The organism is Micromonospora sp. CPCC 206171 (assembly GCF_036906755.1).
Classification (GTDB): Bacteria; Actinomycetota; Actinomycetes; order Mycobacteriales; family Micromonosporaceae; genus Micromonospora; species Micromonospora purpureochromogenes.
In genome coordinates this window covers 23653-35426 of record NZ_JBAKHT010000022.1, presented here as the reverse complement: position 1 = coordinate 35426, position 11774 = coordinate 23653, and the positions used below count along the sequence as shown (strand labels likewise).

Here is an 11774-nt window from a genome sequence, read left to right as displayed (position 1 = left end):
CTCGACAGCTAGCCGCCGAGGACGGCGCGCAGCTGGGCGCTCGCCCCGCCGGCCGCCGCCGCGTCGGCGCGCAGCTGCTCCGACTGCGCGGACAGGTGTGCCTGCCACCGGTCCAACTGCTGCTGCGCCGCCGCCACCGCCGCCAGCGCCGCGGCGTGCCGCTCCTCCAGCTCCTGCAGCCGGCGCTGCACCTCCGGCGACGGCATACCCGCCGGCCCGACCGGCCCCACCGGCCCCGACGTGCTCAGGTCACCGGCGCGCCGGTGCGCCTCGGCGAGGATCTCGTCGGCCTGCCGGCGCGCGTCGGCGATGATCTCCGCCCCCTCGGCGCTGGCCTCACCGATCGTGCGGTTCGCCTCGTCCTGCGCCCGCATCGCCAGCTCCACCGCCATCGGGTCCGGCCCCTGCGGGGCGTTGCTCGGCAACGTGCCGTGCCGCAGCATCTCCACCTGGCTGAGCAGCCCGTGGTTCTCCCGCCGCTGCCGCTCCAACTCGTTGACCAGCAACGCGATCCGGTCGTCCGCCGTACGGATCACCACGGCGACCTCGTCGGCCGACAACCAGTGACTGCCCCGGAACCGCCGCGCCTCCAACATGGACAACTGACGGGCCAGCTCCCCCTGGTCAGGCATGCCGGGCAGGGCGAGGCGGTCGGAGTGGTCGATGCTCATCGGGCACCTGTCCAGCTGAAGTCGCGCGGGGCGGCGTCGTCGGCCTCGGCGAGGGGCGGGTAGAGGGAGTGATCGTAACTCTCGGTCAGGATCTGCTGGGGCTGGACACCCGAGCGGGCCAGAATCGTGATCGTGTCCCGGGTCATCTCCGGACTCCCGCAGACCAGCACCTCCGTATCGGTCCACGGTCCCAACCGCACCGCCGTGTCGGCGGCCTTGCCGATCGCCCCCTGCCAACCCCACCCGATCTCCACCGTCGGCACGTACCGCAGCCAGGTCGACCCGCCGTTCTGCCACGCCGCCGCCGGGGGCATCGACGCCAACTGCGCCAACGCCTTGTCGTCGTACAGGTCGTCCGGGGTGCGACCCCCCACCACCAGCGTCGTGCGCCGCCCCTTGCCCTGCTGCAACGCCTCCACCACCGCCCGCAGCGGCGCCAGACCGGTGCCCCCCGCGATCAGCAGCAACGGCAGGTGCGGCGAACGGTCGTACGACGACAACGCCGTACCCGTGGGATGTCCCAGCAGCAGCCGGTCGCCCGTGCGCAGCTTGCGCACCAGGTGGGTGGAGAACCGACCGGCGGCCCGCACGTGGAACTCGATCGTCCCGTCCGCCCGCGGCGCGTTCGCCGGCGACAGGTACCGCCAGGTCCGCAACTGCGGCACCTGCACCGGCAGCGACTGGCCCGGCAGGTAGTTGCACAGGTAGTTCGGGCGGACCGTGAACACCGCGATGTCCGAGCGGCGCCGCTCCGCGCCCAGCACCTCCGCCTCCCAGTACGGCGGGGACGTCCGCTCCGCCTCCGCCGCCCCGGCGAGCATCAGCTTCGCCACCAGCTCGTACGCCGCCGCCCACTCTGCCTGCAACGCCGGCGTCCAGTGCGGCCCGAGGAACCGCTCCAACGTCGCCAGCAGCGCCTGACCCACCCAGATGTAGTGCCGCTCCCCCAGCACCACCGGGTTGCCCCGCTGATCCTGGCCGTGGAAGCGCCGGTGGTCCGCGCCCAACCGCTGCGCGAACGCCGTCAACACCGTCGGGTCGTCCAGGTTGGTGATGATGTGGCCCAGCGCCTTGAGGAGCTTGTCCTCCTGGTACTGCATGTTCGTGGGGAACATCGACCGCGCCTCCGGCGCCACCACGAACAGCGTCGCGTAGAAGTACTTCGCCGCCTCCACGCCGGCGGCCGAGAACTGCGTCCAACTCTGGCGCAGCGCCACGTTGTCCATGTCGGTCAGTCCTCCTGCGCGCGGGCCGTGTCGTGACGCTCCCGCAGGGTCGTCTTCACCACGCCACTGGGGTCGTACACCCGGTCCGTCGGCCAGATGTTCGGGTTCGGCACCGCCGTGTCGTAGTAGCGGTGGTGCACCGCGTGCAACGCCGCCCACCCGACACTGCCGTTGAGCCACGACCAGTCACCGTGCACCGGCCGCCCCGCCCGCTCCTCCTGCGCACAGAACTTCATGAACAGCTCCGACTCGGTGTGCGGGTCCGACACCCGCACCCCCGCCAGCTTGAACGAGTGCAGCACCGCCTGGTTGATCACCAGCACCGCGTGCTCCCGCCACAGGGTGTCCTCGCGGCTGGTGTCCAACCCCAACCCGGCCGCCACCGCCCGCAGCTGGTCGTACCGGCCCCGGTCGCCCATGTTGCGGGTGCCGATCTCGTCGCTCAGGTAGTGGCCGTTGAACGGCGCGCAGCTGTAGTCCACCCCACCGATACGCAGCCGCATGTTGCTGATCACCGGCAGGGCGTGCCACCGCAACATCAGATCCCCGAACCACGGATGCTCCGGATGCGACAGCGCGACCTCCCGCACCAGCTCCCGGGGCACGCCCACCACCGTCGGCTGCTCCTGCGCCGTCTCGATCACCCACGGCAGCAGGTCGAACCGGCCCGGCACCGGCGGCGGCCGCCAACCCAACCGCCGCGCCGCCTCCGTCATCCCCACCTGCGCCGGGTCGCCCAGCACCGAACCGTCGTCGCGCCGGTGTCCGCAGTAGCGGATCAACTGGTCGTTCCAGATCCGCGCCCGCGGCCCCACCCCCGGCAGGTCCGGTGCGAAGACCGTGACCACCGACTGGATCCGGCCGCCGTTGTCCCCCGCCGCCAGGTGCGCGGCCAACTCCTGCGCGATCCCCGCCACCGACGTCACGTGCCGCCGGTCGCGGACCTTCAACCCCGCCCATCGGATCCGGCCCACACAGCGCACCGACTGCCGCCACGCCACCTTCGCCCCGTAGACCAGCTCGTCGCGGGTGTGCCGGTACGACCCGGTCAACGCGATCTCCTCGCGGACCTCCGCCAACCGCGCCGCCAGCCCCGGCAGCCGCCGCTCACCGTGGTACAGCTCCAGGAACTCCGCGGCCTCCGCGGCGACGTCCTCCGCGCGCTCCACGGCGGCACCGGCACCCCCCGGCGCCCGGTGCGCCGGCGTACCGGTGACCGGACAGGAGGGTGCGGCATGGTCGGCGACAGCACTGCCGGCCCGTACGGAGCGGAGGCCGACATGGTGGTCAGTGTGCACTTCGGCTCGTTTCCCCGTCCTCTGGCAGGCCACGACGCGACTCTCGCGCCGCCCCCCACACATCAGCTCGGCACCACCCCACCAGCGATCACTCACAGTGACCAGCCGATGCCCTTGGTGATTGCCCTGGACAGGATTCCTGGGAACACCACAACTGTCAACAACACGACTCCGGGCACGAGTGTGCACACCGGACACACGCTGGCATCCGCCCTTAGCATGCAACGAATCCGGCCCACCGGCACCGGACGATCAGAATCGATACGTCGTGCCGCAGGCGCGCAGCGGCCAACCGCCGCGCACCGCCACCGGCCGCGACGCCACCTGACGAAGACGGACTCAGCCCGCCCGACGACGCGCCCGACGCGCCGCCAACTCGTCGCCCACCGCATCCGACGCCGGCTCCGCGGGCTCCCCGCCACCGGACGTCGCCGGCTCCGCCGGCAGGTGCGACAACGACCCCTGGATCTCCTTGAACGCGCCACCGATCGCGATGCCGAACACGCCCTGGCCGCCCTGCAACAGGTCGACCACCTCCTCCGGCGACCGACACTCGTACACCGTCGTGCCGTCCGAGATCAGCGTGATCCCCGCCAGGTCCTCCACGCCGCGCGACCGCAACGCCTCGATCGCCTTGCGGATGTTCTGCAGGGACACCCCGGCATCCAGCAACCGCTTCACGACCTTCAACACCACCAGGTCGCGGAACGAGTACAACCGCTGCGTCCCCGACCCCGACGCGTCCCGCACACTCGGCACCACCAGCGCCGTCCGCGCCCAGTAGTCCAACTGCCGGTAGCTGATCCCCACCGCGTGGCAGGCCGTCACACCCCGGTAACCAACCGAACCGTCACCGTCCGTGCCCACCGGCGACGACGCCACACCCGGCTCGCCCCGCTCCACACCTGGCTCAGGATCCCGCGGCTCGTGCATCCCGACAACCTCCCCGTCAGTGCGGTGACACGTCGTTTCCGGGACGTGCACCCCTCGACACGGCAACCCTAGCGCCGCGCGCAGGGGTTACCGCGGAGGAACGGTCGCGACACGCCGCGCAGCGACCCGACGCACACCACACACACCCGGAACGTCACCCACAGTGACGCCCGACAGAAGATGACCGGGACGCGACCCTCAGCCGGCGAAATCCTCCGGACGCACCTGCTCCAGGAACTCGCGGAACTTCTCCACCTCGTCCTCCTGCTCGTCGGGAATCACGATCCCCGCCTCGCTGAGGACCTGCTCGGCACAACGAATCGGAGCACCCACCCGCAACGCCAACGCGATCGAATCGCTCGGCCGGGCCGACACCCGCACGCCGTCCCCGATCAGCAGATCGGCGTAGAAGACGTTCTCCTTCAACTCGGTGATCTCCACCGCCCGCAACGGCGCCTTCAACGCCGCCAGCACATCCCGCAACAGATCATGCGTCAACGGCCGGGCCGGCTTGACCCCCTGCTGCTCGTAAGCGATCGCCGTCGCCTCCACCGCACCGATCCAGATCGGCAGGTAGCGGTCCCCCTCGACCTCCCTGAGCAGGACGATCGGCTGGTTGCTGGGCAGCTCCACCCGAACTCCGACCACGCTCAGCTCGCGCACCGCCGCCTCCGTGTCGTCGTCAACCTACGCACCGCGCCCTTCCCTGCACGGTACACGGACCGCGACACGGTCGTCCCATGCGCACCAGCACCACGCCCCGGGCCGGAAAAGGGTTACCCCGGCAAGCCTACGACACGCTTCCCGGGGCAGATCTTTCCGCACGACACCTCGACGACCGGCTCACCGACCCAACGTCGAGCGCAACCCCACCCGCACCAACGCGGCATGCAACTGCTGCGACAACGCCATCAACTCCCGCGCCGTCTCCGCCGCCCGCGCCCGCGCCGCCGGATCACTCTGCCGCGCCAACGGCGCCACCAACTGAGCGAACAGACCGACCTCACGATCCGCCGCCGACCGGTACGCCCGCAGGTGCCGCGGTTCCAACCCGTACGCCGCCAGACCCGCCACCGCCCGCGCGATGATCAACGCATCCGCGTCATACCAGCCCGGCGGATCCGACACCAGCACACCGAGGCGCTCCAACTCAGCCAACGTCGACTCGTCGACCCCGCTGTGCGCCACCAGATCCGCCCGCCCGAGCCGCACCTGCGACGACTCGGGCTCCTCCACCGCACGGCCCGGCACCTCACCACCCGGACCCACCGCCACCAACGTCGGCCGCTGCCGACCCGGGCCGTCACCACCGGCGTCCCACTCGGCCAACTGGTCACGGATCACCCGCAACGGCAGATACTGATCCCGCTGCGCGGTCAACACGAACCGCAGCCGGGCCACGTCGTCCCAGCTGTACTTCCGATAACCCGCCGCCGTCCGCTGCGGCTCCACCAGACCCTCGGCCTCCAGGAACCGCAACTTCGAGATGGTGACGTCCGGGAACTCCGCCCGCAACTGCCCCAGCACCTCGCCGATGCTCATCAGCGGATGCGCACGGGCCGCACCGGGCGGCGAGGAAGCCGCAGGCTCGTTCACCCCCGGCCGGCCTCCTCCTCCGGGCGCGGACCGGCGATGAACACCACCCGGAACTTACCGATCTGCACCTCGTCACCATTGCTCAACGTGGCCGCCTCGACCCGCTCCCGGTTCACGTACGTGCCGTTGAGGCTGCCCACGTCCCGCACCGTGAACGTGCCACCGTCACGGTGGAACTCCGCGTGCCGCCGCGACACCGTCACGTCGTCGAGGAAGATGTCACTGTCCGGGTGCCGACCACTCGTGGTCACGTCATGGTCCAGCAGGAACCGGGCACCCGCGTTCGGGCCGCGACGAACCACCAGCAGCGCCATTCCCGGCGGCAACGAGCCGGACATCCGGCTCGGCACCACATCGGTGTCCGGACCCTCCAGCACTTCGTCCAACGAACCGAGATTGAGCGTCGAAGTGACGTCGAGCGGGGGGAACTCGTCGCCTGGGCGCGTCATGGGACCACCTCACGGATCTGTTCGGTCAGCGTCGGGGTAATGGCGGGTCTGGCCGCCGGGCAGTCGCACACCCGGCGGCTGGCTCCCCGTGCCCGGGAAGGCAATTACACAACGCTCAACTATTGGGGTTCTCGGTCGACTGGGCGAGCCTAGCCAGCGCCGAAATGCAGGGCAACCGGACGCGCGGACAACACCCCCGCGCCCGGGCAGGGCAACTCAGCTCTCGGTCAGCTCGCGGTACGCACCAGCGGTCAGCAAGCCGTCCAGCGCCGACGGGTCATCCGGCGTGATCTCCAACAGCCAACCGGCACCGTACGGGTCGGTGTTGATCACCTCGGGCGTGTCGCCCAGCGCCTCGTTCCGCGCCGCCACCGTCCCGCTCACCGGGGCGTAGATCTCCGACACGCTCTTGGTCGACTCGATCTCACCCAGCGGCTCACCGGCCGCCACCACCGCACCCTCGTCGGGCAACTGGACGAACACGATGTCACCCAACGCGTCCTGCGCGAAGTGGGTGATGCCGACGCGGAGCGTGCCGCCGTCGGCGCCGACCACCCACTCGTGCTCGGCGGTATAACGCAGATCCTCAGGAATCACCAGACGCGTCCTTCATCCATCGGTGCGCCGGAGGTGATCCGACGCGGCCGCGCCGGTCAGGAGACCGGACGGGCGTGTTCCAGCTTCATCGGCGCGTGCAGCGCCGAAACCTCGGCAACCCCACGCTCATCAACGTTCACGGTACCGCCGTCACCCGCGACCGATGCGGCCACCCCGCCCGGAATCTTCAACGCCGTCTCCATCGTCTTCGGATCACCGATCACCGTGATCGTGAACGGACCCGACAAGGACCGCCCGTCCACCACCAACGAGCCGCCCGACCCGTCAAGGAAGTACGTCGACGCGATGATCCGCACCGGCGACCCACCGGCGCCGGAGATCTGCATCGCCTCCGCGCCCGCGCCCCGCAACTCCTGCACCGCGTCCAGGATCCGGTCCGCCCGGATCGGCCTGCCCGCACCCGGCCGGAACTCCACACTCAGCCCCGGACCCCGCGCCGGCAACGTCCCCGCCAGGATCCCCAGCTCGTCCGCCCGCCGCCGCGCCTCGTCCAACGCCGCCTGCCGACCCTGCTCACCCGAACGCAACTGCCGCTGGCTCTCCTCCAGCGCCTCGATGTCCTGCTGGAGCCGCTTCTCCCGGGAATCCAGATCCGAGAAGATCCGGACCAGGTCCTCCTGCCGGGTCGCCGCCAGCGTCGGATCCGTCGACGTCGTCTTGAACTGGACCACCAGGGTGAACCCGAGCAACACCAGCAACACCGCGATCATCACGCCCGCGGAGGTCCACCGACGGCCCGCCGGCACCAGGGCCACCGGCGCCGGGTCGACGCGCTCGGGCTCGACGCGCTCCAGGTCGGCCTCGGGCCGTTCCGGGTCCACCTCGGCCGGCTCGGGCGCGGCCTCGATGCGCTGCGTCTCCGCCTCCTCCGCCGGCGGCGACGCCGGCTCCTGCGCCGGCGGCGCCAACGGACTCAACTCGTCCGGATCCGGCGCGTCCGGCCGGGGATCCGGCTCACCCGCCGGCCCCGACGGCCGCCGCGGCTCCGCCGGCTGCGGCCAGCCCGTCCCGGTGTCCCGCTGCTCGTCGCTCATCGCCACAAACCTACGCCCGGAACAGGTGACGACGGATCGCCGCCACGTTGCCGAAGATGCGCACCCCGAGCACGACCACCACACCGGTGGAGAGCTGACCGCCCACCCCCAGCTGGTCACCCAGGTACACGATCAGGCCCGCGACCAGCACGTTCGAGATGAACGACACCACGAACTGCTTGTCGTCGAAGATCCGGTCCAGCTTCGCCCGTACCCCACCGAACACCGCGTCCAGCGCCGCCACCACCGCGATCGGCAGATACGGCTGCAAGGCGGCGGGCACCGTCGGGTCCAGGTAGATCCCGAGAACCACACCGGCGAGCAGCGCCAGCACCGCGATCATCGGACACCTCCGGAGGGGCGGGGGGACGTACCCGAACCGGACGGCCCGGGACTCGACGAACGGTCGGCCGACCCCGACGGCGACGGGCTCGGACTGACCGAAGGCTGCGCGTAGCGTAGCCGCGGCTCCGGCGCGGCCGGCAGGGTGAGGTCGTCCGCGTCCCGGATCTGGAACGACAGGCCGGTCTCCTTCGCCACCCGCCGCATCAGATACGCCGCCCGGCTCTCCTCGAACTTGTCGCGCATCGACCCCGGCCCGATCGCCGTCACCTCGTACGGGCTCGTCACCGGCCGGAAGTCCACCAGGATCGCCGCACCCGCCGACCGGATCGTCGACGTCGCCGTCAACCGCTGACCGTTGATCGCCACCGCCTCCGCCCCGGAGGCCCACAGGTCGTTGGCCACCTTCTGCAGGTCGGTGTAGATCACCCGGGGCGGACCCGAGTCCGAGTCACCGGAGACCGCGCCGTCGTCCTTCGGCTCCGCGTCGGCCAGCCGGACCACCACCCCGTCGCCCCGCACCCGGCCCAGACCGGTCCCCGCCTCCAGGTTGCGCAACCGGGCCGCCTGCGACCCGCTCAGCGCGGCGTCGCGCTGCCGACCCACCTCCTCGCGCAGCCGGTCCGCGCGGGCGGTCATCTCGTCGGTCTCGCTCTCCCGCTGCTTGATCTGCGCGATCAGGCCGGCCCGGGCCTGACTGCGGCTCGGCTCCTCCGCCATCGTCTCCCGGTAGGCCACCGCGAACAGGAAACCGACCACCGCGATCACCGCGACGCTCACCGCGCGCGTGGAGGCGCCCCGCCACCCCGCCGGGGGTGGCGACTCCCGGCGCCGGGCGGCCGCGTCGGCGTAGCCCGGATCCAGCGGATTGCGGAACAGCTCGGTCAGGAAGTCGGGGGTGAACGCCCGGGTGGGACGCCCACCGGAGTCCGGCGTCGTGCTCATGCCGCCGCTCCCCCGGAGCGGGCCCGCACGGACCGGACCAGCCGGGCGGCCTGTACCACGTACATGGCGCCGGCCACCCAGTAGAGCACCAGGCCCCACCACGCCAGGCCCCAGCCGATCGCCCCGGCGGCGGTGGCCACCGACTCCGACGCCGTGCCCACCAGCAGGATCGGGAAGGCGGCGAGCAGCAGGAAGGTGGCTGTCTTACCCACGTAGTGCACCGGCGGCGGGCCGTACCCGTGTCGGCGCAGCACCGTCAGCGAACCGAGCAGCAGCAGCTCCCGGGCCAGCAGCGCGGCCGTGAACTGCCACGGCACCACCTCGCGGGCGGTGAAGGCGAGCAACGTCGCGAGGATGTAGAGCCGGTCGGCGAACGGGTCGAGCAGCTCGCCGAGGCGGCTGACCTGGCGGAGGCGCCGGGCGATCCACCCGTCGACCCAGTCGGTGGTGCCGCCGACGGCCAGCACCACGATCGCCGCCACGTCGGCCTCCACCACCAGGAACAGGTAGAGGAACAGCGGGACGCCGAGCAGCCGGACGAAGCTGATCAGGTTCGGCAGGGTCAGCACCCGGTCGCCGACCGCGGTGCCGTCCGTGCCCTGCGGGTGCTCTGCCCGAGCCGGCCGACGCGACACCGAACCTCCTCCCGCAGCACGGACCGGGCGCCTGCTGGGCGCCTCGGCGGGACGTGCGCGCTGACGGGCCGGCCAGCGCCGGCGCCTCGGCTGCCCCGGGCTGGGGCCTCCCCTGATGCCGCCCCGGACGTGGTGAGCGCGGGCCGGCGAGTTGCCACTATATCGGGCTCACGTATCGGCCCTCGGGGTCAGCGCTCCCGTCGTTTCCGGCTGTTCGGTGTGTGGTGCGTCACCATCCGTAGGGCATCCTAGGACACTAGTGGAGTGGCGCTGGCTGCCATCGTGGGTGAGAAGGGTCAGGCGGTGCGCGCGGTGGTAGTGGTGGTGTCCGGCTGCGTCGCCGTACCCGCCTCCACGGCCTGTCCGAAGGCCAGCAACGACAGCAGCAGGTCATGCTGCGCCCGCGCCGGCATCCGGTCGAGGATCGCCTGCACGGCTTGGTGGCGCCGCTCCTTCAGCTCGCGCAGCAGGGTCTCGGCCGCGGCGGTGGGAACCAGCCGGACCTCCCGCCGGTCGCGCGGGTCGGCCACCCGGCGCAGCAGCCCGGTGGCCTCCAGCCGGTCGCAGAGCCGGCTGGCCGAGGAGGGTACGACGTCGAGCAACTCCGCCAGCCGGTTCACGTTGGTGTCCGGCCGCGCGCTGATCAGGGCGAGCACCCGCAACTGGGTCGGCGGGACGGTGACGTGGTGCCGGGAGGTGGCGGAGTCGAGCACACCGATCAGCGCCTCGGCGGCGGCATCGATCGCCGCGGCGAGATTCGGAGGTCGCTCCACCCGGTGCCCCCTGCGATTGTTCCGCTCGTACCCGGCTGCCGGCCCTGCTACCGCTCGCCCTGACTGCTGGCACCGACCCAGTCCAGACAGACGACGACGGCGTCGTCGCGCAGGTCCGCTTCGGCGTGATAGGCGAACAGTTCGCGCATCACGGTACCAACCGCCTCGGTGGCCGGCTGCAACCGCGTGGACCGCATCGACCGCGCCATCGCCCGCTCCCCGTACGCCTCCTGGCCGCCCGGCTGCGCGTCGTAGACGCCGTCGCTGACCACGAAGAGCCGGTCCCCCGGCTCCAGGTCGAACTCCTGCACGTCGTAGCGCGTCTCGGCGAACATGCCCAGCGGCAGCTGGCGGTCCAGCTCGATCGGCGTCACGGTGGCGCCGCGGACCCGCAGCAGGTGCGGGGAGCCGGCGTCCACCGCGCGTACCCGACCGGTGACGGTGTCGACGCTGAGCAGCAACGTGGCCACGTGCCGCCGGCCGCGGTGCTGGTAGTGGATGGTGTCCGAGGCCAGCTCGGCCTGCTCCACCAGCCCGCCGCCGGAGCGCCGGGCGTTGCGCATCGCGTTGACGGTCAACGCGGTCAGCAGGGCGGCCGACATGCCCGTGCCGGTCCCGTTGAGCACGGTGACGGTGAGCCGGTCGGAGTCGACGGACCAGTCGAAGTGGTCCCCACCCACGCCGTACGCCGGCTCCAACTGGCCGGCCAGCAGGAACGCGTGGTGTCGCACGCTGCGTCCGGGCAGCAGGTCCCACTGCATCTCGGCGGCCATGCTGAGCCGTTCCCGGCGGCGGGCCCGGCGGTACCGGTCGGTCTCCCGGTCGGCGGCGCGCAGCGCGGTGGCCAACTCGTCGGCCACCTCGCCGATCGACGCCACCGTCGGCGCGTCCGCCGGCCCGGTCAGCTCGACCAGCAGCACCCCGAGCCGCTCCCCCCAGGCCGTCAGCGGCACCCAGACGCGGCAGTGCCCGTCGTCCCGGGCGTCGAGCACCGGCTGCTGGCTGCTGAAGCAGCGCTGGGCCACCCCCTGGCAGGCCAGGAAGCCGGCGTCCGGCAGGTCGGGGTCGAGCACCGGCCAGAGCCCGGTGATCCGGTAGTCGGCCAGGAACACGTCGGTGCGCGAGGCGGCGAAGCGCGACCGGACGACCCGGTCCGCGGCCTCCACCAGCTGGTCCGGCGGGGCTGCGCGCAGCGCACGGGACACCGCTGCGGGCACGTCCGGCATGTTCGTCCTCCAGAATTCTTGCTGTAGG

The 11774-nt window shown here is 71.8% G+C and carries 14 protein-coding genes; all 14 read right to left on the bottom strand.

Translation table 11 applies throughout. The annotated features are described in order from the left end of the window. Nucleotides 1-8 precede the first annotated feature (8 nt). On the bottom strand, nucleotides 9-671 hold the full coding sequence (locus V6U89_RS22675) for a DivIVA domain-containing protein (protein WP_170285286.1): 663 nt from the start codon (nucleotides 669-671) through the stop codon (nucleotides 9-11). Further along, nucleotides 668-1897 carry a globin domain-containing protein gene (locus V6U89_RS22670; RefSeq protein ID WP_334573351.1) on the bottom strand — a complete coding sequence of 410 codons (1230 nt, stop codon included), beginning with the start codon at nucleotides 1895-1897 and terminating at the stop codon, nucleotides 668-670. The genes V6U89_RS22675 and V6U89_RS22670 overlap by 4 nt, the downstream gene beginning before the upstream one ends. Nucleotides 1898-1902: 5 nt before the next feature. Next, nucleotides 1903-3066, bottom strand: a complete 1164-nt coding sequence (locus V6U89_RS22665) for a nitric oxide synthase oxygenase (protein WP_334573350.1) — start codon at nucleotides 3064-3066, stop codon at nucleotides 1903-1905. A gap of 468 nt (nucleotides 3067-3534) precedes the next feature. Continuing rightward, nucleotides 3535-4128: a MerR family transcriptional regulator gene (locus V6U89_RS22660; protein ID WP_334573349.1), complete on the bottom strand. Its 594-nt coding sequence runs from the start codon at nucleotides 4126-4128 to the stop codon at nucleotides 3535-3537. 198 nt (nucleotides 4129-4326) lie between these two features. Beyond that, nucleotides 4327-4791: a bifunctional nuclease family protein gene (locus V6U89_RS22655; protein WP_088962140.1), complete on the bottom strand. Its 465-nt coding sequence runs from the start codon at nucleotides 4789-4791 to the stop codon at nucleotides 4327-4329. A 180-nt stretch (nucleotides 4792-4971) separates the two neighbouring features. Further along, on the bottom strand, nucleotides 4972-5670 hold the full coding sequence (ftsR, locus tag V6U89_RS22650) for a transcriptional regulator FtsR (protein WP_210778076.1): 699 nt from the start codon (nucleotides 5668-5670) through the stop codon (nucleotides 4972-4974). 50 nt (nucleotides 5671-5720) lie between these two features. Then, nucleotides 5721-6173 (bottom strand): oxoglutarate dehydrogenase inhibitor Odhl, encoded by a 453-nt coding sequence (gene odhI, locus V6U89_RS22645; protein WP_088962138.1) that lies wholly within the window; start codon nucleotides 6171-6173, stop codon nucleotides 5721-5723. A gap of 216 nt (nucleotides 6174-6389) precedes the next feature. Beyond that, nucleotides 6390-6770 carry a glycine cleavage system protein GcvH gene (gene gcvH / locus V6U89_RS22640; protein ID WP_088962137.1) on the bottom strand — a complete coding sequence of 127 codons (381 nt, stop codon included), beginning with the start codon at nucleotides 6768-6770 and terminating at the stop codon, nucleotides 6390-6392. A gap of 56 nt (nucleotides 6771-6826) precedes the next feature. Continuing rightward, complete coding sequence (locus V6U89_RS22635) at nucleotides 6827-7825, bottom strand: DUF881 domain-containing protein (protein WP_334573348.1); 999 nt, start codon at nucleotides 7823-7825, stop codon at nucleotides 6827-6829. A gap of 10 nt (nucleotides 7826-7835) precedes the next feature. Further along, a complete protein-coding gene (locus V6U89_RS22630; protein ID WP_067311500.1) occupies nucleotides 7836-8168 on the bottom strand; it encodes a small basic family protein in 333 nt (110 codons plus the stop codon). Continuing rightward, entirely contained in the window at nucleotides 8165-9112 is a 948-nt protein-coding gene (locus V6U89_RS22625; protein ID WP_334573347.1) for a DUF881 domain-containing protein, read from the bottom strand. Before V6U89_RS22625 ends, V6U89_RS22630 begins: the two co-directional genes overlap by 4 nt. Next, on the bottom strand, nucleotides 9109-9747 hold the full coding sequence (locus V6U89_RS22620; RefSeq protein WP_334573346.1) for a CDP-alcohol phosphatidyltransferase family protein: 639 nt from the start codon (nucleotides 9745-9747) through the stop codon (nucleotides 9109-9111). The genes V6U89_RS22625 and V6U89_RS22620 overlap by 4 nt, the downstream gene beginning before the upstream one ends. Before the next feature lie 296 nt (nucleotides 9748-10043). Beyond that, on the bottom strand, nucleotides 10044-10520 hold the full coding sequence (locus V6U89_RS22615) for a MarR family transcriptional regulator (RefSeq protein WP_334573345.1): 477 nt from the start codon (nucleotides 10518-10520) through the stop codon (nucleotides 10044-10046). A gap of 47 nt (nucleotides 10521-10567) precedes the next feature. Next, nucleotides 10568-11746 (bottom strand): PP2C family protein-serine/threonine phosphatase, encoded by a 1179-nt coding sequence (locus tag V6U89_RS22610; RefSeq protein WP_334573344.1) that lies wholly within the window; start codon nucleotides 11744-11746, stop codon nucleotides 10568-10570. Between the last annotated feature and the right edge of the window lie 28 nt (nucleotides 11747-11774).

Bases quoted from the DNA above. Each gene is read 5' to 3' on its own strand.
- V6U89_RS22670 (WP_334573351.1), bottom strand. From the start codon at position 1,897: ATGGACAACGTGGCGCTGCGCCAGAGTTGGACGCAGTTCTCGGCCGCC.
- V6U89_RS22630 (WP_067311500.1), bottom strand. From the start codon at position 8,168: ATGATCGCGGTGCTGGCGCTGCTCGCCGGTGTGGTTCTCGGGATCTAC.
- V6U89_RS22625 (WP_334573347.1), bottom strand. From the start codon at position 9,112: ATGAGCACGACGCCGGACTCCGGTGGGCGTCCCACCCGGGCGTTCACC.
- odhI (WP_088962138.1), bottom strand. From the start codon at position 6,173: ATGACGCGCCCAGGCGACGAGTTCCCCCCGCTCGACGTCACTTCGACG.
- ftsR (WP_210778076.1), bottom strand. From the start codon at position 5,670: ATGAGCATCGGCGAGGTGCTGGGGCAGTTGCGGGCGGAGTTCCCGGAC.
- V6U89_RS22610 (WP_334573344.1), bottom strand. From the start codon at position 11,746: ATGCCGGACGTGCCCGCAGCGGTGTCCCGTGCGCTGCGCGCAGCCCCG.
- V6U89_RS22675 (WP_170285286.1), bottom strand. From the start codon at position 671: ATGAGCATCGACCACTCCGACCGCCTCGCCCTGCCCGGCATGCCTGAC.
- V6U89_RS22660 (WP_334573349.1), bottom strand. From the start codon at position 4,128: ATGCACGAGCCGCGGGATCCTGAGCCAGGTGTGGAGCGGGGCGAGCCG.
- V6U89_RS22635 (WP_334573348.1), bottom strand. From the start codon at position 7,825: ATGAGCGACGAGCAGCGGGACACCGGGACGGGCTGGCCGCAGCCGGCG.